This window comes from Streptomyces sp. NPDC048106 (assembly GCF_040706415.1).
In the GTDB taxonomy this organism is placed as follows: Bacteria; Actinomycetota; Actinomycetes; order Streptomycetales; family Streptomycetaceae; genus Streptomyces.
The window spans coordinates 1-26,513 of the sequence record NZ_JBEZND010000067.1 but is presented as its reverse complement, the minus strand read 5'-3'; the positions used below and the strand labels follow the sequence as shown (position 1 = coordinate 26,513).

Annotated in this window: 11 protein-coding genes and 1 pseudogene; 9 read left to right on the top strand and 3 right to left on the bottom strand. The window is 72.9% G+C overall.

Going from position 1 to position 26,513, the window contains the following annotated elements:
- Nucleotides 1-185 precede the first annotated feature (185 nt).
- The 3 genes from AB0927_RS38925 (at nt 186) to AB0927_RS38915 (ending at nt 2,449) form a co-directional block, all read left to right on the top strand.
- Nucleotides 186-1,010: a helix-turn-helix transcriptional regulator gene (locus AB0927_RS38925; protein ID WP_366672587.1), complete on the top strand. Its 825-nt coding sequence runs from the start codon at nt 186-188 to the stop codon at nt 1,008-1,010.
- Between the two features lie 395 nt (nt 1,011-1,405).
- Nucleotides 1,406-1,711 (top strand): hypothetical protein, encoded by a 306-nt coding sequence (locus AB0927_RS38920; protein WP_366672586.1) that lies wholly within the window; start codon nt 1,406-1,408, stop codon nt 1,709-1,711.
- A gap of 219 nt (nt 1,712-1,930) precedes the next feature.
- A complete protein-coding gene (locus AB0927_RS38915; protein ID WP_366672585.1) occupies nt 1,931-2,449 on the top strand; it encodes a GNAT family N-acetyltransferase in 519 nt (172 codons plus the stop codon).
- A gap of 132 nt (nt 2,450-2,581) precedes the next feature.
- Here the strand turns inward: AB0927_RS38915 and AB0927_RS38910 are convergent, their stop codons facing one another.
- Nucleotides 2,582-3,517, bottom strand: a complete 936-nt coding sequence (locus AB0927_RS38910) for an NADP-dependent oxidoreductase (RefSeq protein WP_366672584.1) — start codon at nt 3,515-3,517, stop codon at nt 2,582-2,584.
- 90 nt (nt 3,518-3,607) lie between these two features.
- Nucleotides 3,608-4,560: pseudogene (locus tag AB0927_RS38905) on the bottom strand (class III extradiol ring-cleavage dioxygenase).
- 29 nt (nt 4,561-4,589) lie between these two features.
- Here AB0927_RS38905 and AB0927_RS38900 point away from each other — a divergent pair.
- Together AB0927_RS38900 and AB0927_RS38895 are read left to right on the top strand one after the other, a co-directional pair.
- Nucleotides 4,590-5,063, top strand: a complete 474-nt coding sequence (locus AB0927_RS38900) for a MarR family transcriptional regulator (RefSeq protein ID WP_366672583.1) — start codon at nt 4,590-4,592, stop codon at nt 5,061-5,063.
- Between the two features lie 276 nt (nt 5,064-5,339).
- Nucleotides 5,340-5,660 carry a hypothetical protein gene (locus tag AB0927_RS38895; RefSeq protein WP_366672582.1) on the top strand — a complete coding sequence of 107 codons (321 nt, stop codon included), beginning with the start codon at nt 5,340-5,342 and terminating at the stop codon, nt 5,658-5,660.
- Between the two features lie 1,847 nt (nt 5,661-7,507).
- Here the strand turns inward: AB0927_RS38895 and AB0927_RS38890 are convergent.
- A complete protein-coding gene (locus tag AB0927_RS38890) occupies nt 7,508-8,080 on the bottom strand; it encodes an NAD(P)H-dependent oxidoreductase (protein WP_366672581.1) in 573 nt (190 codons plus the stop codon).
- Nucleotides 8,081-8,458: 378 nt separating this feature from the next.
- Between AB0927_RS38890 and AB0927_RS38885 the strand changes: the two genes are divergently transcribed.
- The 4 genes from AB0927_RS38885 to AB0927_RS38870 are packed head-to-tail and all read left to right on the top strand — an operon-like array spanning nt 8,459 to nt 26,461.
- Complete coding sequence (locus AB0927_RS38885) at nt 8,459-14,047, top strand: type I polyketide synthase (RefSeq protein WP_366672588.1); 5,589 nt, start codon at nt 8,459-8,461, stop codon at nt 14,045-14,047.
- The gene (locus AB0927_RS38880) at nt 14,044-19,839 is read left to right on the top strand and encodes a beta-ketoacyl synthase N-terminal-like domain-containing protein (protein ID WP_366672580.1); all 5,796 of its coding nucleotides are present in this window, start codon (nt 14,044-14,046) and stop codon (nt 19,837-19,839) included. The genes AB0927_RS38885 and AB0927_RS38880 overlap by 4 nt, the downstream gene beginning before the upstream one ends.
- Entirely contained in the window at nt 19,836-24,755 is a 4,920-nt protein-coding gene (locus AB0927_RS38875; protein WP_366672579.1) for an alpha/beta fold hydrolase, read from the top strand. Before AB0927_RS38880 ends, AB0927_RS38875 begins: the two co-directional genes overlap by 4 nt.
- Nucleotides 24,752-26,461: an FAD-dependent monooxygenase gene (locus AB0927_RS38870; protein WP_366672578.1), complete on the top strand. Its 1,710-nt coding sequence runs from the start codon at nt 24,752-24,754 to the stop codon at nt 26,459-26,461. Before AB0927_RS38875 ends, AB0927_RS38870 begins: the two co-directional genes overlap by 4 nt.
- Nucleotides 26,462-26,513: the final 52 nt, after the last annotated feature.

Here is a 26,513-nt window from a genome sequence, read left to right as displayed (position 1 = left end):
CGGCTGGCTGCACACCTACAATCACCACCGCGGACACACCGCGCTGAAAGGCCAACCACCCGCCAGCCGCGTCCCCAACCTCACGGGTCAATACATCTAGGCGATTGCCCCGTGTATTCATTGAAACTTCTTCACCCGGACGGGGCATCGGCGTGACTGGTCGCCCGATGGTGAAAACTGGACACGTGAGCGTGATCCGGCAAATGACCTACCAGCCCGCAGGACGCCGCGCCGCCTCGGTCGAGACGATGACGTTCGGCCGCCTTCGCGAGCTGAACGACGGCGGCACGCAGCGCGCCGACTTCCACGTCCTTGCCGTCATCGACGCCGGACCCGGCTCAGTTACCGTCGATTTCCACCTCCACCCGCTCCAAGATCAGTCCGCGGTGTGGATTCCACCCGGCGCGGTGCACCGGTGGGACGACATCGCCGACGTGGCAGGGCACCTCGTGCTGTTCGTGCCGACCGCGCCGGTCACCCACACCACCCGAGAACTCGTCGCCTACCCAGAGGCCGCGCACTGGAGCATCCCCGACGCCGACTGGCCCTTCGCCGACACGGCGCGCAGCCATCTCCTCCTCGAAGCATCCACCCCACCCAGTGACTCCCGGACGGAGCTGCCCGAAATCCTGCTCTCCGCGCTCATCACCCGGCTGCACCCGCCGCACGCCGAAGCACGGCTCACACATCCGGTGTTCCGGTTGTTCCGCTCCAGCGTCGAAGCGCACTTCCGGCAACACCATGACGCCGGCTACTACGCCCGTGCGCTGGGATACTCGCCCCGCACCCTCTCACGAGCGGTGCAGCAGGCCACCGGCCGTACCGCGAAGGCGTACATCGTCGAACGGATCACCTTGGAAGCCAAACGGCTCCTCGCACACGACCGCCTCACCGCCGCCCGCTGCGCCGACATACTCGGCTTCCCCGACGCATCCAACTTCTCGGTGTTCTTCCACAAGGCCACAGGCAAACGCCCGGGCGCGTGGCAGGCGACGGTGGCCGCCGAGTGAGGAGGTGCCCACAAGAACACTCACATCTATGATCACGCGGCGTCACAACCCGTGATCATCGGAACCCCGTGCTCGCCTCTCTGTATCGGTGCCCCACCGTGCCTACCCGCGCGACCTCTAAGCCATCAGGCGCCCGCACCTCCGGCCGCGCTGCCTACTCCGAAGAAGCAGCCGCGCGTGGCGTAGGCGATGAGGAGCCGACCGAAGCGGCCCTCTCGGCGGCGTATCTTGCGCGCCCCATACCGGCACACGCCCCAGCACAGCGTGCCGTCAGCCGGATGTCTCCCATCTGGTCGTGAACAACGCGCATTCGAGCAGGTCGGGGGCTGCACCGGACGGCCAACTGCTACCTCCAGTCCATCGGCTACCCCGCGGCAGGGGCCCTGGCGTCGGATGTGGTCACCCCGACCTACTACGCGCTCCTCAGGCAGACCAAGCTGTCCGGCTCAGGAGGCGCCACCTACACCACCGACACCACCTACAACTACAACGGGCAGGTACTGCAGTACACCTATCAGGCGGCCGGGCAGAAGATGACCCAGGTCACCAACACCTACGAGTGGGGCACCCAGCGCCTGTCCAACTCGCGAGTCGACCGCCAGGACGTCCCCGGCACCGACAAGTCCGCGACACACAGACCACCGCTGACTACTTTGACGGCAACGCTGATGGCAACGTCAGTGGACGGATCCGCTGCGTAACTCGAGCAATGCTCAGTTTCTGCGGATCACTCCTGGCGGAAGGAAGGCGTGCTTTCCCGATGGATCGATCGATAGGTCATCGAGCAAGGCCGACGTTGCCGCGTCGGTCGGGAAGGCACGCCCGTGCTTACGGTCGGTGAAGGGGTCGAACTGGACACTGCCGTAGTCCCGGCAGGAATCTCTGTGGAGATCCCCTCGGGGCGCCGCGATTATGTACGGATGCTGAGGGTCGAACGGGTGGTTTGCGAGGACTGGACTGCACTCAGGGAGCTTCGTTTGCGTGCCCTGGAGGCGGACGCCGACGCGTTCGGCTCCACCTTGGCCGACGAAAGAGCAAGACCTGAAGCTTTCTGGCTCCAGCGAATCTTGCGTAGCGCCTGGTTCCTTGCCTGGTGCGCAGAGCAGGCGGTAGGCGTCGCGGCGTTGGTGGCCCCACCGGGCTCGCTGACCGAAGAACGCCAGCTCGACGCAGTGTGGGTCGCGCCGGCCTGGCGTGGGCGCCGCGTGGGTGAGGCACTGATCGGAGCTGCGATCGGTCATGCTGCGGTGCACGGTGCCACGTCCGTTTCGTTGACGGTGGCGGATAGCAATGAGCGAGCACGAAGCCTCTACCAACGCATGGGGTTCCGCCCCACGGGGGAGCGTTCACCTCGCCCTCGTGAGCCCCACCAGATGCGTGAGCGATTCCGTCTGACCCTGGCGCCGGCACATCACCACACAACCCCTGCTGTGAAGTAGGAGAGCGACGTCCTGCCTGCCCGTCGTAGCGGCGGAGCGGATCTCCTTTCTCGCCAGTAGGACGAGAGAGGAGATCCGGTTGTGTCACCGGCGGGTCGGACGGGGCGGCCCGGTGGGGCCGTGGGGGTGGGGTCAGGGGGCGAGGATGATCGTCTTTCCGGGCAGGCGTCCGGCGGCGGCGTCCTGGTGGACGGCGGCGAGCTCGGTCACCGGACGGCGGGCGGCCACGTGGACGCGGACCTTGCCGGCGTCCACCTTGGCGGCCAGCTCGGTGAGCTGGGCGCCGTCGGGGCGGACCCACAGGTTCGCGTTGCGCACCCCGCGGGCGGGGTCCTCGGGAATCGCGCCACCGCTGCTGGCGGCGACGCCGCCGTCGGCGACGTAGGCCGTCAGCAGCGCGAGATCTTCCGGGGAGTGGCGCACGTGGTTCACCACGACCTGGAACGGACCGCCCACGGCGGCCGGGCCCGCGGCGAGGTCGAGGGGGCCGACGACGCGCTCCGCGCCGTAGCCGCGGAGGCGGTCGGCGTGCTGCGGGCCGTCCACCGCGGTCACGTGCGCGCCCGCGTCGACGGCGAGCTGCACCACGATGCTGCCCACCGCGCCTCCGGCCCCGTTGACCAGGACGGTCTGACCGGGCTTCAGCTCGGCCAGTTCGAACACCGTCTGCCAGGCGGCGAGGCCGGTCAGCGGCAGCGCGGCCGCGTCGGCCAGGTCCAGGGTCTTCGGCGCCGGCGCGATGGAGTCGGCCGGGACGACGGCGTACTCGGCGGCGCCGCCGGCGGTGTCCAGGGGCAGCATGGCCACGATGTGGTCGCCGACTGCCAGGCCCGTCACGCCCGCGCCGAGTTCGGTGATGGTGCCCGCGAGGTCGATCCCCGTCACGTAGGGGAGGGGGGTCGGCATGAGCTCGGCCAGGTGGCCGGCGCGGATGTGGTCGTCGACCGGGTTGAACGAGGTGGCCGCGACCCGGACCAGCACCTGTCCGGCGCCGGGAACGGGCCGGTCCACGTCCTCGTAGCGCAGGACCTCGGTGCCGCCGAACTCGTGGAAACGCATGGCCTTCATGAGAGTTTTCTCCGGGGTGTGTTGATGCCGTCGCCGCGGATGAGGCGATCGGACGTGAGGGTGGAGCACTTCGACGGGGTGTAGAGGTGTTCAGGTCAGTTGCAGTGACCGGGTCGAGTTGCCCATCACCATGCGGTCGATGGCGCTCACCGCGCTGCCGGGGTCGTCGGCGGCGCCGACGGTGGCCAGCAGCGGGACGAAGTGGTCGGCCGTCGGATGCGCGATGTCGGCGGCGGGCGCCTTGCGGCGGTAGTCGACGAGGGCGTCGGCGTCGCCCCGGGCGAGGGCGTCGACGGCCCACGCGTCGAAGGCGGTGGTCTCGGCGGCGAGCTCCGGCCGGCGGAACACGGCGAAGCTGTGGGTCATGAAGCCCGAGCCGAGAACGAGGACGCCTTCTTCGCGCAGGGGCCGCAGTCGCGCCCCGAGGGCGGCAGGTCGCCGGGGACGATGCTGGGCATGGACAGCTGCACGACGGGGACGTCGGCCGCGGGGTACATGGCCATGAGCGGGATGAAGGCGCCGTGGTCGAGGCCGCGGCCGGTGGACTCGTGCACCGGCGTGGGGCCCATCAGGCCCTGGAGACGCCGGGCCAGGTCGGTGGCGTCCGGGGTCGCGTAGGGGAGGGTCTTGTAGCGGGGGTGGAAGCCGCTGAAGTCGTAGTGCAGCGGGGTGCCGGCCGCGGCCCCGGAGATCGCGACCGGCGCCTGTTCCCAGTGGGCCGAGACGACGACGATGGCCCGCGGTTTGGGGAGCGACCGGCCCCAGTCGAAGAGGGCGTCGAGCCACTGCGAATCGTCGAGGGTGAACGGGGTCCCGTGGCTGACGCAGAGGCTGGGCAGGGGCCCGTCCGAGGATTGGTCGCTGGAGTCACAGAGATCAGCTCCTTTACTTGCCTGTACAAGTGAGTTTCCTTGCCCAGGCAAGTGAGAAGGTACCCCGCAATGACTTGCCTGGGCAAGTGAGAAGTTGTCCGAGATGAGTTTCCTGGTCAAGTGAGGTGGCTTGCTGGGGTGAGCGACTGGAGTTGTCGAGGCAAGTGACATGAGTTGCCGAGGCAAGTACACTGGGGCTCATGGACACGCAGTCACCCTGGCTCGACGACGAACAGCAGGACCTGTGGCAGGCGCTGCTGACAGTCGTCATCGCCCTCCCCGCGACCCTCGACCGCCAACTCCAGCGAGACGCGGGCATCTCCAACTTCGAGTACGGGGTACTGGCCCGACTGTCCGCGGCGGACGAGGCCACGATGCGGCTCAGCGACCTGGCCCGGGACTGCGACAGCACCCAGCCCCGCCTGTCAAAGGTCATGGACCGCTTCGAGGCCCGCGACTGGGTCACCCGCCGACCCGACCCCGGCGACGGCCGATACACCCTCGCCACCCTGACCGACGCCGGCCGGCAGAAACTCGTCGAGAGCGCGCCGGAACACGTCGCACAGGTCAAACGGCTCGTATTCGACCCACTCACCGCCGCCCAGCGCCGCCACCTCACCACCGCGCTCACCCGCATCGCCGCCACACTGCGCCAGGAACTCGCAAGCGGGTAGGCACCGCCTCGGACGACCGAGGCGCCCGCTGCCGGGTCCGCGCCTCGGGTCGCGCGGGGTCCTGTGCCGAGCGCGTGTCCGGCCCCGGGGAGGATGCGTCCGGACCCGGCACCGGTGACAGCTCCGCAGCGCCGCCGGAGCCCGCAGCCTCGGCCGCCGCCCGCCCCGCTGCCGATGAACCCCCGCCCGAGGCAGTGGCGTGTGGGGTGGCCGGGACCGCGCGCCGGTGCGGGGCCGGCTTCTTCCCCAGAGGAGGACCCGTCGCGGGGCCAGCTGATGCTGTATCTGCGCCTGCGGGTGGCCGCGCACCAGCTGGTGACGCTGGTACGAGGGCCGCTGAAGAGCACCGCCTGCGCTGCCCGCGGTACAGACACCAGCCGGATGCGGATGACCAGCGCGCACTGGCTGCTGTTGATGACCACCGAGCGGGAGACCTTCGGCAGCCCGCGCAGCACCCGGGCCGGCACGTCCTACGAGGTGCTCAAGCAGATCCTCGCCCAGCACTCGGCCCTCGCCGTGGGGCAGGACGCCCCCGCCGAGCCCGCGGAGGTCGAGCTGGCTGACAGGGCCGGCCGTCGCATCGTCGGTGAGGCGTGAGACGTGCGGCGTGAGGCGCGAGGGCGGGTCTCGGCCCCGGGCCACTTGACCCTGCCCGCAGTAGGCCGCGCCGTGGCCAGGCGGTGCCGACCCAAAGGCCCGGCCGACCTCCGCACCGCCGCCTTGCGGCAGCCGGTCAAGACACCCACGGACGTCGGCCGCGGCGAATTCGGTGTACGTCGCTGTCTGCCGCTGGTAGGTCCGGAGCCAGGCTGTCCTGTCCGGGCGGGCCTGCTCCCGGCCCGCTGCCACCGCGGTGCGAACGGCAGAGCGGGCCGCGTTCGCGCCCGCCGCGGTGGTGGCGAGCGCTGCGGCGAACGCTCTGGTGGAGTCCGGCGGCCGCGTCGGCTGGATGGCTGGGGGAGCGGGTGACGTCGGCAGCTGAGCCGGGGTGCCTGCCAGCACCTGGACCGGAGTGCCTGTCAGCGCCTGAGCCGCAGTGTGCCGTCGCCCGTACGCTTCGCGGGCGCCGCCGGTACGCAGTACGTCTGGTCATGTCCATCGCATGCTGATGGCGGACAGCTGCTTTACCCGCTCCGGGGACAGCGTGGCGGCCCTGCTGCGCTGGTTCCCGATCCACGCCCGAGCTGGAGCTCCCGCTCCTCGCCGCTGCCCGGGTTCCTTCTCGGCCTGGCGCCAGCGGTAGTAGGTCTGTCACCATTCCCCGCATCTCGGGGGAACCGCAATCGTGGTGCGGAGCCGCCGGTATGCCGGAATGCCCCGCTCCTGATCGTGTGCCGAGTCCATGAACGGAGAGCCTCGAATCAAGCATGTGGGACATGGCATTGCGGGATTTCGAAGGCCGCTCCGTGCAGCACCTACAAGCTCCCCAGCGCGCAGACTGGGAAAACACGGCCGGCGGAGCGCCCGCCTCCATTTACACGAACGTCATGGAGGCAAAAATTTTCGAAGACGTAACAGCGAGTTAACTCGCCGGTATCGACGCCTTCCATGCTCACCCTGGAGTGCCATCCAGCCTTTCGGCGTGAGCTCTGGTGCCCGGCGGAAGGCGCCCTTGGGTATGCGCCCGCTGACTCCCGGGCACGGGCCTGCGCATTGTGTGTTTCTGGGCGGCCGGAATACTCGATGGTCGCCGGTGCGCTGATGTCAGAGTTCTTCGGCTCGGCGATCTCCCGTTGCGTTTCAGAATCTTGCGCCCGCATCGCCATCGGCGGGAAACCGGGAAACTACTGCACGTCCGACCACGCCGCCGCGTTCGACGTTCAGCCTCGTCGCTTTCCGCCGCTGCCCGGTGCGCACAGCCGCACCTCTGACCGAAACAGGACTCGGGCCGATACCGTCGAACCGATGGATCGCATTCCGGATGGCGACCCCGTCGGCCTGTACCCACTTCGCGAGCAGGCAGCACCAGCTCCCCGCCGACCGAGGCGGACAACGTCCTCGCCCACCGGAACCGTACCGGTGCTGCACCGCCGCACGCTCCGCGGCAGCCACCGGCTTCCGGCGCCTCGCCTGCCCAGGAAACCGTCAGGACGGACGGCCGGTTCCCGCGCGCATGCTGAACCGGGCGTGACGGCACAGTGAAGACACCAGGACGTCGCCCACCTCCACCCCTGCCACCGCCGACCGAGCCCGGGCCGCCTCGCCGGCGAGTGGAGTCGACCACGCCTGACGCACGACCGGCCGACCCACTCCGGAGGGCCTCTCCGACCAGCCCGGATAACGCACCGCGTCGGCATGGCCAGTTCGATCAGGCAGACGGCCACGGACAGCGGTCGCCTGAAGTTGGGCTCGTGGGGGAGGTTCCTACGAACAGCCCAAGCCGCGATCCGGCAGGGGCACCCGCTCCAGGAAGGCGCCCGGACACCGGCCGCGGCCCGGCGTCGTCAGTTCTTCTTCTGGCGCAGCCCGCTCAGGTGGCCGTCAGTCTTGAGCAACTCGTCGAGCATCGCCTTGGCGGCGCCGGTGGCGACGTCGTTCGCGACGAACCGCCCGTCCTCGATCATCTCCATGGCCCAGGGCACCGACACCGCGTCCAGGACGGGAACCATGCGGAGCGTGGTGACGATCTGCTTGGTCATCTGGACCGCGCGGGTCCCGGCGGAGACCCCGCCGTAGCTGACGAACCCGACCGCCTTGTAATTCCACTCCTCGCTGAGGAAGTCGAGGGCGTTCTTCAGTACGGCGCTGACGCCGTAGTTATATTCCGGCGTGACCATGATGAAGGCGTCGGCCTCGTCCACCTTGGCACTCCATCGCCGAGTGTGCTCGTGGACGTACTTACGCTGACGCGGGTGGTGCGGCTCGTCGAAGAAGGGCAGATTCACCTCTGCGAGGTCGACTAATTCCACCTCGGAGAATCCGCCGTGAGTACGCGCCTCCTGCTCCATCCACTGTGCGATCGGCAACCCGATCCGCCCCGGGCGCACACTGCCCAGAATGATTTCCAACTTGGCCATATCGCCCTTTTGCTCCTGTTTTTTGATGACCCTATCCGGCCCGGAGGTGACGCTGTCACTGGATGAAGCCAGAGCGTAGCAACCGATCCCCGAACCATCCCGGGTAATTTTTGAGAATCTTTAATTAAGCTATACCTTGCAAGGTTCGAGGGGTTAAAGATATCAGGGCGAGTGACGTACATCACCCCGCCCTTGCGGCGCTATGTCGGCCCTGGCTACAGTCGTGGCCGAATTCTGCGCACCAGACGCAATGGAGGGTCGGAGCCGAGGAATCACCAGAGTTGACGCGTCACCGTCGCGGTGACCCGCAGCACCTCCGTTCGGCCCGCTTCGACCCCTTTCCTGCGTCTTTCCTGCCGCTTCCTCTTCCTTGTCGCCATGCATACCCACCGGGCGACATCACCAACAGGCCGGTTTCCGCCCGTTTCTACCAGGCTGTCGCCCCTTGGCCCAGGCTCGCTCGCGGCCTTCCGGGTGACGGCAAGGAGGCACATGTCCGCGAACAGCTTTGGCTGCGAAGACCCGTCAGACCCGGTCGCGATCATCAGCATGTCCTGTCGCTTACCCGGTGGCGTGAACACCCCCGAGGACTTCTGGGAGCTGCTGACGTCGGGCCGGTCGGTCGCCTCGGCCATGCCCGAGGACCGCGGGTGGAACCTCGACCGCATGTTCCGCCCCCAGGGCAGCACGGCCGGCACCTGCGTCACGCGGTCCGGCTGCTTCGTCTCCGACATCGCGGAGTTCGACCCCGAGTTCTTCGGCATCGCCGAACGGGAGGCCACGGCCATGGCCCCCGAGCAGCGGGTGACGCTGCTCACCGCGTGGGAAGCCTTCGAGCGGGCCGGGATCCGCCCTCGGACGCTGCGCGGGGAGGACGTCGGTGTCTTCCTCGGCTACTTCGGCACCGACGACTACGGACCGGCCTGGGACGAGGTGCCGCCGCAGCTGCGGGGCCGGGTGCTGACCGGAACCTCCCCCAGTGTGCTGGCCGGACGGCTGTCGTACGTGCTGGGCACCCACGGCCCCGCGGTCAGCGTGGACACCGCGTGTTCCGGTTCCCTGGTCGCCCTCCACCTGGCGTGTCAGTCCCTGCGGTCCGGTGAGACGGTCCTCGCCCTGGCCGGCGGCGCCACCTTCCATGCCCGGCCCGGCATTTTCACCGAGTTCAGCAAGGCCGGCGCGCTGTCCCCGGACGGCGTATGCAAGTCCTTCTCCGACGACGCGGACGGAACCGGTTGGGGCGAGGGCGTGGGCGTGCTGCTCCTGGCCCGGCTCTCGGAGGCCAGGCGGCGGGGCTGGCCGGTGCTGGCCACGGTGCGGGCCAGCGCCATCAACCACGACGGCCCGAGCCGGACGCTGACCGCCCCCAACGGCGAAGCCCAGCAACGCATGATCCAGCGCACCCTCGCCGAAGCCGGGCTGCGCCCCGCCGAGGTCGACGTCGTCGAGGCCCACGGCACGGGCACCCCGCTCGGGGACCCGATCGAGGTCACCGCGCTCCAGGCCGTCTACGGCGACCGGCCCGCCGACCGGCCGCTGCTGCTGGGATCGGCGAAGTCCAACATCGGCCACACGCTGGCCGCGGCCGGGGTCAGCGGCGTCATCAAGACCGTCCTCTCCCTCCAACACGCCCTGGTGCCACCCACGTTGCACGTCAGCGCCCCCAATCGGCGCTTCGACTGGGCGGCGAGCCGCATCCGGTTGGCAACCGAAACCACCCCGTGGCCCGAAACCGGCCGCCCCCGGCGCGGGGCCGTCTCCTCGTTCGGGGTCAGCGGCACCAACGCCCACGCCATCATCGAGCAGGCACCCGACGCGCCCGGCACGTCCACCGAGTCCACCGGCCCAGGCCCCGCCGCGGCCGCCGAGGACATGCCGCACACCGCGTGGGTACTGTCCGGGCGGACGCCGGAGGCGCTGCGCGAGCAGGCGGCCAGGCTCAAGACGCACATCGAGCGCCACCCCGGGCTGCGGCTCGTCGACGTGGGCTTCACCCTCGCCGAGCGGCGCACGCGGTTCGAGCACCAGGCGGTGGTGACCGGCGGCTCGACGGACGAACTCATCCGTGCTTTGGGCGTGTTGAGCCGGGCCGGGCTGGATGACGCCCTCGTCACCGGGCGCCCGCCCGAGCACGTCGTCGACAACGGCCGGCCCGCGGTGTTCGTCTTCCCCGGGCAAGGCTCCCAGTGGATCGGCATGGGTGTCGAACTGGCCGCCGCCTCCGAGGTGTTCAACCGGCGGTTGCAGGAGTGCGAGGAGGCGCTGGCACCGTACTGCGACTGGTCGCTGCGCGACGTGCTGGCCCAGGCGCCGGGCGCGCCGACACTGGACCGGGCCGAGGTCGTGCAGCCGGCGTTGTTCGCCGTCATGGTCTCGCTCGCGGCGCTGTGGGAGTCCTGCGGGATCCGGCCGGCCGCGGTGATCGGCCACTCGCAGGGGGAGATCGCAGCCGCCTGTGTCTGCGGAGCCCTGTCCCTCCAGGACGCCGCGAAGGTGGTGGCGCTGCGCAGCCGGACGCTGGGCGGTCTCTCCGGCGACTACTCGATGGCGTCGGTGGCACTGGCCCACGAGGAGGTCGAGCAGTACCTGGCCGGCCGGGGCTCGGCGGTTTCGGTGGCCGTCGTCAACGGCCCCCGGGCCACGGTGGTGGCCGGACCGCGTGCCGAACTGCGCCGGATCGTCGCCGACCTGGAGGCGGTGGACGTCCGGGCGCGCATGGTACCGGTGGACTACGCGAGTCATTCGCCGCAGGTCGAGGAGGTCCGTGAGCAGGTCCTCGCGGCGTTGTCCGGCATCACCCCGCGCCCGTCGACCGTACCGTTCTACTCCGCGGTCACCGGCACGGCGCTGGACACCGCCGGCCTCACCGCCGACTACTGGTACCGCAACCTGCGGGCACCGGTCAGGTTCGACCTGGCCGTGCAGACGGCGCTCGAAGCGGACTTCGGCGCGTTCGTCGAGGTCAGTCCCCATCCCGTGCTCGCGGCATCCGTCGAGCAGGTCGCCGAGGCGGCGGGGGCGGACGACGTCCTGTCCGTCGGGTCCCTGCGGCGGGACGACGGCGGCTGGGACCGCTTCAGCCAGGCGCTCGCCACCGCCCACGTGGGCGGACTGCCCCTGGGCGCGGGCTACTTCGCACCGTGGCGGCCCCGGCTGACCGACCTGCCGACGTACGCCTTCCAGACCCGTCGGCTGTGGCTGGAGCCGGCGGTGCCGACGCCGGCCGCCGTGTCGGGTGCGGAACCCACCGGCCACGCCTGGCTCGGGTCCGCGTTGTCGCTCGCCGAGACCGGCGGGCACATGCTGGCCGGCCGGCTGTCCGGGCGCGCGGCGCCCTGGCTTGCGGACCACCGGGTCGGCGGACGGGCCGTGGTGCCGGGCGCGGCCGTGGTGGAGATGGCGGTCCGGGCGGGCGACGAGGCCGGCTGCGACACCCTGCTGGAGCTGACCCAGAACCACCCGCTGCCGCTGTCCGACGAGGAGCACGTCGACCTGCAGGTGACGGTTGGTGGCGCCGACGCCGACGGCAGGCACACGGTGACGGTGTTCTCCCGGTCCTCGGGTCCGGCCGGGGCCACCGGGACGGACTCGGCCGGTGCCGGCTGGACCCGGCACGCCGAGGGCGTCCTGCTGCGCAGCGCGTCCCAACCGGCCGCCGGTCCGGCCGACGCGGCGTGGCCGCCCGCCGACGCGCGGCCGGTCCCTGTCGAGGAGTTGTACGCCCGGTACACCGGGACGGCCATCGACTACGGCCCGGCCTTCCGCGCGGTGACCACCGCGTGGGCCCGGGAGGGCGAGCTGTACGCCGAGGCGGCCCTGCCGGACGACGCCGCTCCCGGAGTGGACGCGTTCGGACTGCACCCGGTGCTGCTCGACGCGGCCCTGCACGTCACCGTGCTGGCCCGGCCGGCGGAGGGGCCGCGGCCGACGATGCTGCCATTCGCCTGGCACGGAGTGCGGCTGCACCGTGCGGGTGCGACGCGATTGCGGGTGCGGGCCACCGTCGTCGGCGACGACGCGTTCCGGCTGGCGCTGTTCGACGACGCCGGACACCCGGTTCTGGACGTCGACCGGCTGGTGATGCTGCCGGCCTCCGACCGGCTCTTCGGCGACCTCGGCCGACACCGGGACGCGGTGTACCGGCAGGCATGGCGTCCGGTGGGCGACACACCGGCGGAAGCACCCGCCGGCGGCTGGGCGCTGGCCGGTGACCCGGCCCCCGCCGTGCCGGTCTCCGCGGCGGCGACCTGTCCGGCGTACCCGGACCTCGACGCGGTACGGGCGGCGGCCGGTGGCGGCAGCGCTCCGGCCGGTGTGCTGTGGGCGGTGCCGTGCACCGGTGACCGGCCCGTGGTGGCCGTCCTCGACCCGCTGCGACGCTGGTTGGCCGACGCGTCGGTGCTCACGACCCGCCTGGTGCTGGTGACCTCCGGCGCCGTCGCGGCTCGCGACGGGGAGGTCGACGACCCGGAAGGCGCCGCCCTCTGGGGCCTGGTGCGGTCGGTGCAGACCGAACACCCGGACCGGGTCGTCCTGGTCGACACCGACGCGCACCCGGACTCCCCGGCCGCCGTGCTGGCCGCGGCGAGCGGCCCGGAGCCCCAGGTGGCGGTCCGTGCCGGCGTGGCGAGCGCACTGCGGCTGGTGCGGACCGCACCCGGACCCCGCGGCGACGGTGATGGTCTGGCGCCCGAGGGGACGGTGCTGGTGACCGGCGGCTCGGGCACGCTGGGCGCGCTGGTGGCGCGGCACCTGGTCGTCCGGCACGGGGTACGGCGGCTGGTTCTGGTCAGCCGGCGCGGCACCGATGCCCCCGGCGCGCTCGAACTACGGGAGTCCCTGACGGAGTTGGGGGCGTCGGTGCGGATTGAAGCGTGCGACGTGACGCGCCGGGAGCAGGTCGCGGCGCTGCTGGACAGCCTGGACCACCCCCTGACGGCCGTGGTGCACACCGCCGGCGTGCTCGCCGACCGGTTGGTGGAGTCGATGACCGCGCAGGACGTGGCGAGGGTCATGGCGGCCAAGGCCGACGCCGCCCGGCACCTCGACGAACTGACCCGCGACCAGCCCCTTTCGGCGTTCGTGCTGTTCTCCTCCTGTGTCGCCACGCTCGGTAACGCCGGGCAGGGCAACTACGCGGCGGCCAACGCCTACCTGGAGGCGCTGGCCCGCGGGCGGCGCGCGGCAGGCCTGCCGGCCACCGCCATGGCCTGGGGCCTGTGGGCGGAGCGCAGCGAGATGACGGCCGGCGTGGACACTTCCTCGTTCGCCCGGCTGATCCCGGGCGTGGACGTCACCCCGCTGCCGACCGAGACCGGGCTGGACCTGTTCGACGTGGCATTGGCCGCCGAAGCCCCGGCGCTCGTGCTGATGACGATGACACCACCGGCGGCCGACGCGACGGTGCCACCGCTGCTGCGCGAGCTGCGGCAGTCACCCCGTCGGCGCGCCGAGCCCACGGCCGCCGCCGGCGCTTTTGCCGGGGCCTCCGTCGGTGGTCTCGGCCGGGATTTCGAGGCGCTGGACGCGGCCGGACGGCTGGCCGCGCTGACCGAGGTGGTGCACGCGCAGGCCGCCGCGGTGCTCGGGGAACGGTCAGCGGCGCTGCTCACCGGTGCCACGACGTTCAAGTCGGTGGGCCTGGAGTCGCTCAGCGCCGTCGAGCTGCGTAACCGCCTGGCGGCGGCGGTGGGCTGCCGACTGGTGTCCACCGTGGTCTTCGACCATCCGACGCCCGCCCGGCTGGCCGCGCACCTGATGACCGTCCTCGATCCGGGCGGCATGGTCGCCCCGCTGCCCGCCGTTGCCTCGGCGACCCCGTCCGCCCCGGCCGCCCCGGCCGGCCCGGCGCCGACGGTGGTCAGCGACGAGCAGATCGACGAGATGGATCTGGGGGATCTGCTGGCCCTCGCGGGCGTGGAGACCGCCGAACCCGGCACGCTGCCTGGGAAGGAGACCGACCGATGACCCGTGAGGAACAGATAGTCGAGGCCCTGCGCCGGTCCGTGAAGGACAACCAGCGGCTGCGGCAGGAGATCCAGACGCTGCGGGACCGCACGCGTGAACCCGTCGCGGTGGTGTCGATGGCCTGTCGGCTTCCCGGTGGTGTGCGGTCGCCGGAGGACATGTGGGAGGTACTGGTCCGCGGTGAGGAGACGCTGTCGGAGTTCCCCGACGACCGCGGCTGGGACCTCGACGCGCTCTACGACCCCACTCCCGGGCTGCCCGGACGCTGCTACACCCGCGTCGGCGGGTTCCTCGACGGAGCAGGCGACTTCGACCCGGCGTTCTTCGGCATCACGCCGCGCGAGGCCATGGCGATGGACCCCCAGCAACGGCTGCTGATGCGGACCGCCTGGGAGGCCGTGGAACGCGCCGGGCTGCCGTCGGAGCGGCTGCGCGAGACGGCCACCGGCGTGTTCGTCGGCGCGCTGAGCCCCAAGTACTCCCCGGGCACCAACCGGGTACCGGAGCAGTACGCGGGTTACGTGATGACGGGCAACGAGACGAGCGTCCTGTCCGGCCGGATCGCCTACCACCTGGGACTGAACGGCCCGGCCGTCACCATCGACACCGCCTGCTCGTCCTCGCTGGTCGCGCTCCACCTGGCCGCCCAGTCACTGCGGTCGGGCGAGTGCGACCTCGCGCTCGCCGGCGGGGTGACCGTCATGTCGACCCCCGACACGCTGGTGGAGTTCAGCATCCAGCGGGGGCTCGCCCCGGACGGCCACTGCAAGCCGTTCTCCGCGGCGGCCGACGGCACCGTGCTCGGCGAGGGTGCCGGCGTGCTGCTGCTGGCCCGGCTGGCCGACGCGCGGCGTCTCGGGCTGCCCGTACTCGCCGTCGTGAAGGGCTCGGCGCTCAACCAGGACGGCGCGAGCAACGGGCTCACCGCTCCCAGCGGGACCGCCCAGCGCGCGCTGATCCGCAGCGCCCTGGACAACGCCGGGCTGGCCCCCGGCGACGTGGACCTGGTCGAGGCACACGGCACCGGCACCGCCCTCGGCGACCCCATCGAGGCCCAGGCGCTGTTGGACGTCTACGGCCGGGACAGGCCCGCGGACAGCCCCCTGCACCTCGGGTCGCTGAAGTCCAACTTCGGGCACCCCCAGGCCGCCGCCGGCGTGGCCGGCGTCATCAAGACCGTGCTTGCGCTACGGGCCGGCCGCATGCCGAGAACCCTCCACCTGGACCGGCCCTCGCCGCACGTGGACTGGGAGTCGGCGCACGTACGCCTGCTCGACGAGGACCGGGACTGGCCGGCCGGGGACCGGCCCCGGCGGGCCGCGGTCTCGTCCTTCGGGATCAGCGGCACCAACGCGCACGTCGTACTGGAAGAGGCGCCGGCCGACACCCCGCCCGGCGCCGCGCCGGAGCCCACCGGCACGCCGGGCACCGCGCCCGATCCGGCCCACCGGGTGTTCCTGCTGTCCGGTCACGGCCGGGCGGCGCTGCGCGCGCAGGCCGCCCGGCTCGCCGCGCACCTCGCCGCGCACCCCGAGGCAGCACCGGCCGCCGTGGCCGGTGCCCTGGCCACCACGCGCACCGCCTTCGGCCACCGGGCCGCGGTGGTCGCCCGCACCACCGACGAGGTGTCCGAGGCGTTGCGGGCGCTCGCCGACGGCCTGCCCCACAGCCGGCTGGTGACCGACGAGGTGCGCCGGGGCCGCACGGCGTTCCTGTTCGCCGGGCAGGGCGCGCACCGGGCGGGCATGGGCGCGGAGCTGCACGCAGCGCAGCCCGCCTTCGCGGACGCACTCGACGAGATCACCGAGGCGTTCGACCGTCACCAGCCGCGTCCGCTGCGGGAGGTGATGTTCGGCACCGGCCCGCAGACGGCCGGCCTGCTGGAACGCACCGTCCACGCCCAGCCCGCGCTGTTCGCGTTCGAGGTCGCCATGTGCCGGCTGCTGGCCTCCTGGGGCCTGCGGCCGGACGTCCTCCTCGGCCACTCGATCGGCGAACTCGCCGCCGCCCACGTGGCGGGCGTGTGGAGCCTGGAGGACGCCGCAGCGCTGGTGTCGGCCCGGGGCCGGCTGATGGACGCCCTGCCGGCCGGCGGGGCCATGGCCGCGCTGCAGGCCTCGGAGTCCGAGGTGCTGGCGGAGCTGGAGCGCACCGGCTCGGCGGCGTGCGTCGCCGCCGTCAACGGGCCGCAGGCGGTGGTCGTCTCCGGCCCGGAGGCGGACGTGCTGGCCGCCGTCGCGCACTGGAAGGCGGCCGGCCGCAAGGCCACGCGGTTGCGGGTGAGCCACGCCTTCCACTCCGACCTGGTCACACCGGTGCTGGAGGAGTTCCGGGAGGTCGCCGAGTCGTTGACGTACCGGCGCCCGGCCGTACCGGTCGTCTCCGACGTGACGGGCACGCTCGCGCCGCCGGAACAGCTGTGCTCGCCCGGGTACTGGGTGCGGCACGTCCGCGAGGCGGTGCGCTTCGCCGACGGGGTCCGCACGCTGCGGGACCAGGCGGTGGCCACCCTCCTGGACGTCGGCCCCAACGGTTCGCTGGCCGCGCTCGCCTCGGGATGCCTGGCCGGCCCGGCGCCGGACGCGGCGTCCGCTGCCTGGGACGCCGACGACGGCGTGGCCACGATCGCCGCCTCGCGGCAGACCGGCACCGAGGCCGAGACGGTGCTGCTGGCGGTCGGCGCCGCCCACGCGCGGGGCGCCGCGGTCGACCGGGCGGCGCTGACCGGACCGGTCTCCGCCCCCGCCGACCTGCCGACGTACGCCTTCCAGGACACGCGGTACTGGTGGTCCCTGCCGTCCGGCGGGGCCGCCCGCGCCGGGGAACCGTCCGCCGATGCGCCCGCCGAACCGTCCGCCGACGCCGTCACGGACGTCCGCGAGGTCCTCGGCGGGGAGCGGCTGGCCGCCGTGGTGCGCGCCGAGGTCGCCGCGGTGACCGGTCTGCCCTCACCGGCCGACGTCGACCCGCAGCGTTCGTTCCTCGACATCGGCCTGACGTCGGTCGGCGCCCTGGAGTTGCACCGACGACTTCAGGCGGCCACCGGAGCCCGTATCTCCGTCACGTTCGCCTACGAGCACCCCACCCCGGCTGCCCTGTGCGCGCACCTGGAGGCGGCCACGGCGACGCGGACACCACCCCCGCAGGTGGTACCCGCCCCGGCGGCACCCACCGCCGACGCCGGCCCGGCGGCACCCGTCGACACCGACTCGTCGGCACCCGCCGCCGACGCCGGCCCGGTGGACGACGACGCGATCGCTATCGTCGCAATGGCCTGCCGCTACCCGGGCGGGGTCACCGGGCCCGAGGAGTTGTGGGAACTGGTCCGGGACGAGACGGACGCGGTGTCCGGCTTCCCGGAGGACCGGGGCTGGCCCCTGGCCGACCTGTACCACCCGGACCCGGAGCACTCCGGCACCAGCTACACCCGGGAGGGCGGCTTCCTCGACGACGTCGCCGGGTTCGACGCCCCGTTCTTCGGCGTGTCCGCCCGGGAGGCCGCCGCGATGGACCCGCAGCACCGGCTGCTGCTGGAGACCGCCTGGGAAGCACTGGAACGGGCCGGGGTGGACCCTTTGTCGGTCCGTGAGAGCGCCCTCGGGGTCTTCCTCGGCATCGCGATGCAGGACTACCGGCCGCACGCCGCCGACGGCGAGGCCGAGGACGCCGATCAGATGGCCGCCTACCGGATCACCGGCCTGGCGCCGAGCGTGGCCTCGGGCCGGATCGCGTACCTGCTCGGCGCCCGAGGCCCGGCGATGACGGTGGACACCGCCTGCTCGTCGTCACTGGTCGCCCTCCACCTCGCCGTCCAGTCGCTCCGCACCGGCGAGAGCGACATGGCCCTCGCCGGCGGCGCGACCGTACTGGCCACCCCCGACTCGTTCATCGGCTTCAGCCGCCAGCGCGGGTTGTCACCGGACGGCCGGTGCAAGGCGTTCTCGGCCGACGCGGACGGCACCGGCTGGGCGGAGGGCGCGGGCATGCTGCTGCTGGAGACCGTCGGCCGGGCCCGGCGGCTCGGCCACCCGGTGCTCGCCGTCGTGCGCGGCACGGCGCTCAACCAGGACGGCGCCAGCAACGGGCTCACCGCACCCAACGGCCTCGCGCAACAGGACGTCATCCGCAAGGCGCTGTCCAACGCCGGACTCGCCCCGCAGGACGTGGATCTGGTCGAGGCGCACGGCACCGGCACCGCGCTGGGCGACCCGGTGGAGGTCAACGCCCTGCTGGCGACCTACGGCGCCAAACGCGACGCCGAACGGCCTTTGCGGCTCGGCTCATTGAAGTCCAACATCGGCCATTCCATGGCCGCGGCGGGGGTCGGCGGCATCATCAAGACGGTCATGGCCCTGCGGCACGAGCGGATGCCGCGGACACTGCACGCCGACCGGCCGACGCCGCACGCCGACTGGGACTTTGGGTCGGTACGACTGCTCACCGAAGCCATCGCATGGCCCCGCCGGGACACCCCGCGTCGCGCCGCGGTGTCCGCGTTCGGCATGAGCGGGACCAACGCCCACGCCGTTCTGGAGGAGGCACCGCGGGAACCGGCTCCGGTGTCCGCCGCCGCGCCGCACGGCGGCCCGCTGGTGTGGCTGCTGTCCGCGCCCACCCGGTCCGCTCTTCGGGCCCAGGCCCGGCTCCACGCGGAACACGCGCGCAACCACCCCGAGCAGGACGCGAGGGCGATCGGCCGGGTGCTGGCCGGCAGATCACTGTTCCGCCACCGGGCGGTGGTGAGCGGCACCGACCGCGCCGCCCTCCTCGACGGACTGGACGCCCTCGCCGCCGGACGCACCTCGCCGGGCCTGGTCGAGGGCGCCGCCGGGAGCCGCCGCACGGTGCTCGTCGAGCCGCCGGGGACGGACGACGGGTGGGCGGACGCCTGGCGGTCGTACGGCGTCGAACCCCACCTGGTGCTGCGCTCCGACGATCCGGAGCTCTCGGCCCGGCTCACTGCGGCCGTGGCCGACGGGCACGACCTCGTCCTGCAGTGCGCGCCCGGCCTCGGTGTGCTCGGCCAGGTGCAGCAGGTGGCCGCCGCGGCGGACCCGAAAGTGACCGTCGTGCTGTGCACCGGCCGACCCGACCCGGCCGACGACCGCTTCGTACGGGCCCTGGCGCAGGCACACGTCGGCGGAGCGCCGGTGGACTGGTCGCGGTTGACCGGCGGCCGCGGGGGCCCGCTGGTGGCGGACGTACCGACCTACGCCTTCCAGCGCACCCGGCACTGGGCAGCAAAGGCCGGGCCGGCCCCGGCGGCCGGCGTGCCCGGCACGGCCCGCGCCGCCGGACCCGTCCCCGACTGTGCAGGCTGGGACGCCGAGGTACAGGGGGAGGAGCGCGGCGAGGCGCTGCTGGCGCTGGTGTGCGGCGCGGTCGCCGACCTGCTCGGGATCGACGAGGCCGATCTCGACCCCGAGGACGGCTTCTTCCAGCAGGGCCTGGACTCGCTCATGGCCGTCCGCCTGCGGCAGAGGCTGGAGCGGGAGTTCGGCAAGACCCTGCCGACCACGCTGCTCTTCGAGCGGCCCACCGCTGCGGCGCTCGCCGCCTTCCTGGCCGAGGAGGTCGCGGTGACCGCCCCGACGGACGGCCCGGCCACCGCCGACGGCCCCCCGATGGAGGACGACGCCGAGCGGCTCCCCCTCGCCAAGGCCGACGGCGAGGAAGGCGCCGGGGCGGTGGGGGCCGGCACGGACGACGACGAAGAGAACGACCTGCTCGCGCTGTTGGAAGCGGAAATCGACCGTGCCACCACGGTCCGGGAAGGAATGACCCGCCGATGACCACGACGACGGACCAGAACAAGCGCGTGGTCTCGCGCGCCCTCGCCGAGATCACGCGACTGCGAACGGCGCTGGAGGAGAACGAACGGGCCCGCAGCGAACCGATCGCCATCGTCGGCATGGCGTGCCACGTGCCCGGCGCCGACGCTCCCTCCGGGTACTGGGACCTGCTGCGAGCGGGCAGGGACGCGGTGACGGAGATCCCGGCCGACCGCTGGGACAACGACGCCTACCGGGCGGCCGGTCCGGACGCGCCGGGCACCATCCGGACCCGACGCGCCGGCCTGGTGGCCGACGTGGACCGGTTCGACGCCGCGTTCTTCGGCGTGTCGGCCCGCGAGGCCGCCCACATGGACCCGCAGCAGCGGCTGTTCCTGGAGACCAGTTGGGAAGCCCTGGAGAGTGCGGGCATCGCCGCACCGAGCCTGGCCGGCAGCCGCACCGGCGTGTACGTGGGCGTGACCGGCAACGACTACTGGCAGTCCCTGATGAGCCGACTGCCGCTGCCCGACCTCGACGTGTACGCGTTGACCGGCCACGCGTCGACCTTCGCCGCCGGACGGCTGTCGTACTGGCTCGGGCTGTCCGGGCCGAGCCTGTCGGTGGACACCGCGTGCTCGTCATCGCTGGTCGGCGTCCACCTGGCGTGCCAGAGCCTGCGGGCCGGTGAGACCGACCTGGCACTCGCCGGCGGCGTCAACGCCCTCCTCGCGCCGGAGGCCTTCGTCGTGCTGTCGCAGGCGAAGATGCTCTCCCCCGACGGACGGTGCGCGACGTTCGACGCGTCCGCCAACGGTTACGTCCGCAGCGAGGGCTGCGGCGTGGTCGTCCTCAAGCGGCTGTCGGACGCGCAGGCGGCCGGTGACCGGGTACTGGCCCTGGTACGCGGCTCCGCCGTCAACCAGGACGGCCGCAGCAGCGGCCTCACCGTGCCCAACGGCAACGCCCAGCAGGAGGTGATCCGGCAGGCGCTGGCCCAGGCGCGGGTGGAGCCGCAGCAGATCGGTTACGTGGAGGCGCACGGGACCGGCACGCCGCTCGGCGACCCGATCGAGGTCCGCGCGCTGGCCGCGGTGCTGGGCGTCGGCCGCGACGACCGGTCCCGGCTCGTCATCGGCTCCGCCAAGGCCAACGTCGGCCACCTGGAGGCGGCGGCCGGCGTGACCGGGCTGATCAAGACCGTACTGGCGCTGCGGCACGAGGAGATCCCCCCGCAGCCGCACCTGCGCGAGGTCAACCCGGAGATCGACCTGGAGCGGCTGCCGGTGGCGTTCCCGCGTGAGGTCACCCCGTGGCCGCGGTCGGCACGGCCTCGGTTCGCCGGCGTCAGTTCGTTCGGGGCGAGCGGCACCAACGCCCACGTGGTGCTGGAGGAGGCGCCACCGGAGGGCCCGGCGCCCGTCCCGGACCGTCCGGAACACCTGGTGACCCTGTCCGCGCGCTCCCCCGAGGCACTGCGCGACCTGGCCCACCGATGGGTCGAGGCACTGCCCTCCCAGCTCGCCTGTGAGGCCACCGGCGCTGGCGACGGCGGCAGCGGGGGCTCGGCGGCGCTGGCGGGGCTGGCCGCCACCGCCAACCGCGGCCGGGCCAGGTTCGCGCACCGGCTGGCAGTGCGCGCCGACTCCTCCGACGTGCTGCGCGAACGCCTGCGACGGCACCTCGAAGGCGAGGAGGCCACCGGGGTACGCAGTGGCGAGGCACCCCCCGGCCGCCGGCCCAAGGTCGCCTTCCTGTTCACCGGCCAGGGCGCGCAGTACCAGGGCATGGCGCTGGAGCTCTACCGCACCGACCCCGGATTCAGGGCCGACCTGGACGAATGCGCCGGACTGTTCGCCGAGTACCTCGACAAACCGCTGCTCACCGTCATGGCGGGCGAGGACGGCACCGAAGGGCTGCTGGACTCCACCCGCTACACCCAGCCGGCGCTGTTCGCGGTGCAGTACGCCCTGGCCCGGCTGTGGCTGCGCTGGGGGCTGCGCCCGACGGCCGTGGCCGGTCACAGCGTCGGTGAGTACGCGGCGGCCTGCGTGGCCGGCGTGTTCGACCTCAAGACCGGCGTGGCACTGACCGCAGAGCGGGCCCGGCTGATGGCCGAACTGCCGCCCGGCGGAGGTATGGCGGCTGTCTTCGCCGAGCACGGGCGGGTCGCGGAGGCGGTCGCCCGGCATGCCCCAAAGGTGGCCGTCGCCGCGGTCAACGGGCCCGCCCACACCGTGATCTCCGGCGCGGAGGGCCCGCTGTCCCAGATCGTCGAGGCGTTCACGGCGCAGGGCGTACGCACCCGTCGGCTGCCGGTGTCCCACGCTTTCCACTCGCCGCTGCTGGACCCGATGCTCGACGCCTTCCATCAGGTGGCGGCCGGTCACTCCTACCGCTCGCCGCGGATCCCGCTGGTGTCCACCCTCACCGGCGAGACGGTGACGGGCCATGGCTACGACGCCGACTACCTGCGCGACCACGCCCGCCGGCCGGTGCGGTTCGACCAGGCGCTGCGCCGGCTCGCCGACCTCGGCTGCCGCACGTTCGTGGAGATCGGCCCGAGCCCGCATCTGTCGGGCATGGCTCGGACCGCGCTGCCGGGCGAGGAGTACCGGTGGATCGCCTCGCTGCGCCGCGACCACGGCGACTGGCGGACGCTGCTCGACGCGGTCGGCGCGCTGCACGTGGCCGGCACCGACGTCGACTGGTCGCAGGTGGACGGCCACTGGGCGCCGCGCACCACGGACGTGCCGACCTACCCGTTCCAGCGGCGACGGCACTGGTACGTCGGCGCCGACGGGCTCGCGGAGCGGCACACCCGTACAGACACGCCGGCCGCCGCGGCCGGGACGCTGGTCGGCAGCCGGCTGTCCTCACCGCTCGCGGACATCCAGTTCCAGGCGGAGCTGTCGCCGAAAGCCCACCCCTGTCTCACCGAGTGCGTCTCGGGCGGCGTCGCCATCGTCAACGCCGGCTTCTATCTGGAGAGCGCGGTGCAGGCGGCGGAGGAGCTGTGGGGCGGCCGGGGCGCCACGGTGCGCAATCTGGTCATCCCGCGGGCCCTGGTGGTCCCCGAACGGGGTCCGATCACCACGCAACTCGTGCTGTCCGGCGAGGACTTCACGTACCACAGCCGGTCCGCGCCCACGGCGGAGTGGGAGTTGCACGCGCGCGGCGTCCTCGGCGCGTCCTCCGCGGAGCGGCCGGCCCCCCCGACACCCGACGACCTGGACCGGGCCGCAGGACGATGCACGACGACGGTGTCGGCGGAGGACTTCTACGCCGACCTGCGAGCGCGGGGGCTCGACCTCGGGCCCTCCGCGCGCTGGCTGTCCGAGATCTCCCGGCGCGACGGCGAGGTGCTGGCCCGGCTGCGTCCGGCCGAGCCCGCCGAACAGGCCCTGGGTTACCGACTGCATCCCGGCGTCGTGGACTCCGCGTTGCAGACCCTCTTCGCCTGCCGGCCGCACGGCGACGACGGCCAGGTGCTGATCATGGTCGAGATGGAGCGCTACGAGTTCTTCGGTCACGACGGCGGACCCCTTCTCTGCCACACCGTCGTGCGGGACACAGCCGGCTCCACGGCCACGGGTGACCTCGGCGGTTCCGCCAACTCGGCGGTCGCCGACGTGGACCTGTGCACCCCCGACGGCCGGTACGTGGCCCGGATCACCGGCGTGCACGTACGCGCCATCACCAGCGAGGCCCTCGCGGCGTCCATCGCCTCCGCCGCCCGGCCCGCCGCACACGCCGCCGGTGCGCGCGACCGGCGGACCGATCCCGTGGGCGGTGTCCGTCCGGAGGAGATGGCCGGACAGATACGGGCGGGCCGGGAGGAGGACGTGCGCGCACAGGTGCGGGCCGGACTCGCCGAGGTCGCCGCCCTGGTGCTCGGCGGTGCCGCCGACGACGTCGACCGGCACGGGGCGTTGTCCGACCAGGGCATGGACTCCCTGCTCGCGGTGGAGCTCAAGGAACGCGTCGCCGGCCGGTTCGGGGCGTCCCCGCCGACCGGTGTCTTCCTGGACGGCCCGAGCCTCGTGGATCTTGAGGACGCTCTGCTGGACGCCCTGCGCGGCCACCGGGAGGCGCAGCCGGGCGGATCCGCGGGCGCGCCCCGTCCGGCGTGGGCGGCCGGGGTGGAACGCCCCGGACCGGGCGGCACACGCGTCACCGAGTACGGGGACGGCACGCCGGTCGTCTTCGTCCACGGCGGGGTGTTCGGGGGCCTGGACTCCTGGCAGGCCCAGCTGCCGCTGGCGAAGAGGTGGCGGCTGCTGGTGGTCTCCCGTCTCAACTACGACCGCAGCGCCCCGAGCGACCGCGAGGACCACCGCGAGGACGGCCGGTTGCTGGCCGAGCTGCTGACGGAGCTGCGTGAGTTCGGCGGCGCGCATGTGGTCGCGCAGTCCTACGGCACCCTGGGGGCGCTGCACGCCGCCGCGGCGGTGCCGGAGGCGGTCCGCTCGCTGACCCTGGTCGAGAGCGCGGCCAGCGCGCTCGCCCGCGGCACGGACGCCGTGGACCATTACGAGAAGGCCATGCGTGACCTGGTCGCCGACCCGCCCGGCGACGTCGAGGCGTTCTTTCGCACGTTCTTCGCCGGGATCGAGCCGACGGCCTCCTTCCCCAGCCCGTTGCCGACGGCCCTGCGCGCGTTCGCGGAGCGGGCACACCGCCTCCGCGTCGCGTGGCCGTGGGAGGCGGAGGTACCCGTGGCGCAGGTGAGGGCCGCCGGAACCCCGGCCCTTGTCATCACCGGCGGACAGCGGCCGCTGTTCGAGGCGATCGGTGACGCCCTCGCCGAACAGCTCGGCGCGCGCCGGGCGGTCGTCCCCGGCGGCCACGGCACGCAGAACGTCGGCGCCCCGTTCAACACCCTGCTCACCGACTTCCTCGACCGCATCGACGCCCGTACCGAGGTGACGCCGTGACCGCTGCTTCCGCTTCCACCCCTCCCTCCACCGGACTCGTCGAGGACCGGCCCGGCAAACCCTTCGACGTGCCGGGGGACGCCGCCGTCGTCATCGCCGGCGGCGGTCCGGTCGGCCTGGCCACCGCGATCGAGCTGGGTACCCGAGGTGTCGACTGCCTGGTGCTCGAACCCCGTACGCAGGTGTCCTCGCTCCGCCCCCGGGCGAAGTCGAGCAGCGTGCGCACCATGGAGCACTTCCGCCGCTGGGGCCTGGCCGACCGCCTGCGCGCCGCCGCCGCGCTACCGGTGGACTTCTCCCAGCAGGCGGTGTTCTGCACCAGCCTGCTCGGCCACGAGATCACCCGTGTGGACGACTGCTTCGGGCTGACGCCCGAGCGGCGGCCGGAGTTCGCCGAGTCGGCGCAGCAGGTGGCCCAACCCGTGGTCGAGACGGTGCTGCGCGCGGCCGCCGCCGAACTGCCGACGGTACGGCTGGCGCTCGGATGGTCGCTGACCGACTGCACGCCGTCGGGACCGGACGGTCCCGTGGTGGTCGGGGCGCGTGCCGCCGACGGACGGACCACCCAGGTCACCGCCCGTTACCTGGTCGGCGCCGACGGTCCGGGCAGCGTCACCCGCTCGGCCGTGGGCGTCCGGTTGGAGGGGGCCGACGACGCCCGCGCCAACCGCAGCATCGTCTTCCGCTGCCCGGGGCTGGCCGAACGCGTGCCGCACGGCCCCGCCGTGCACTACTGGGTGGTCAATCCGCGGTTCAGCGGCGTCATGGGCCGGATGAACCTGACCGACACCTGGTGGCTCAACGTCAGTGTGACCGCGCTGGAGGACGACGGGCCCTTGTCCGCCGAGGAGTTGGTGCGCGCGTACGTCGGCGGCCCGGTCGACGTCGAGGTCCTGTCCACCGACACCTGGCACGCACGCATGCAACTCGCCGACAGCTACCGGGTCGGTCCGGTGTTCCTGGCCGGTGACGCCGCCCACCTCAACCCCCCGTGGGGCGGCCACGGGTACAACACCGGTGTCGGCGACGCGGTGAACCTCGGCTGGAAGCTCGCCGCCGTACTCCAGGGCTGGGCAGACCCCGGGCTGCTCGACAGCTACCAGGCGGAAAGGCGGGCGGTGGCGCAGGAGACCATCGGCTGGACCACCTCCAGCATGCGGGCGTCGGTGGCCATGCGTCCCGGTCCCGCCCTGGAGGCGCACGGTCCCGACGGAGTGCGGGAGCGGGCGGCGCTGGCCGGAACCGCCAGGGCCACCATGGACGGCGAGTTCCACAGCCTCGGCCTCGTCCTGGGCTACGCCTACACCGGGTCGCCCGTGGTCGAGCACGGCGAGCGGGACGCGGGCGACCCGCCCCCGGTGGTCGAGTCGCTGACCACGTACCGGCCGAGCACCACCCCGGGGGCCCGGCTGCCGCACGCGTGGCTGCCGGACGGCACGTCCCTGTACGACGCGCTCCGCGGCGGCCTGACCCTGGTGGTCTACCAGACGGAGTCCGGTACCGACGAACTCCTCACGGCGGCCGACCGCGCGGGAATCCCGCTCACGGTGGTACGGCTGGACGGTGTCCTGTCCCGGCCGGACGACCGGACCGCGGCGGTGCTGGTCCGCCCCGACCAGCACATCGCCTGGCGTGGCCTCGGCAAGCCCCTGTCCGCAGCCGAGGCCGACGCGGTGCTCGCCCGGATCACCGGCCGGGCCGGCTGATCGTCCGTCCCGTCCCGCGCCCGGGCGCCCGCCCCCCCCGCACCGACCACCC

Bases quoted from the DNA above. Each gene is read 5' to 3' on its own strand.
- AB0927_RS38915 (WP_366672585.1), top strand. From the start codon at position 1,931: ATGCTGAGGGTCGAACGGGTGGTTTGCGAGGACTGGACTGCACTCAGG.
- AB0927_RS38880 (WP_366672580.1), top strand. From the start codon at position 14,044: ATGACCCGTGAGGAACAGATAGTCGAGGCCCTGCGCCGGTCCGTGAAG.
- AB0927_RS38910 (WP_366672584.1), bottom strand. From the start codon at position 3,517: ATGAAGGCCATGCGTTTCCACGAGTTCGGCGGCACCGAGGTCCTGCGC.
- AB0927_RS38890 (WP_366672581.1), bottom strand. From the start codon at position 8,080: ATGGCCAAGTTGGAAATCATTCTGGGCAGTGTGCGCCCGGGGCGGATC.
- AB0927_RS38875 (WP_366672579.1), top strand. From the start codon at position 19,836: ATGACCACGACGACGGACCAGAACAAGCGCGTGGTCTCGCGCGCCCTC.
- AB0927_RS38900 (WP_366672583.1), top strand. From the start codon at position 4,590: ATGGACACGCAGTCACCCTGGCTCGACGACGAACAGCAGGACCTGTGG.
- AB0927_RS38895 (WP_366672582.1), top strand. From the start codon at position 5,340: ATGCTGTATCTGCGCCTGCGGGTGGCCGCGCACCAGCTGGTGACGCTG.
- AB0927_RS38885 (WP_366672588.1), top strand. From the start codon at position 8,459: ATGCATACCCACCGGGCGACATCACCAACAGGCCGGTTTCCGCCCGTT.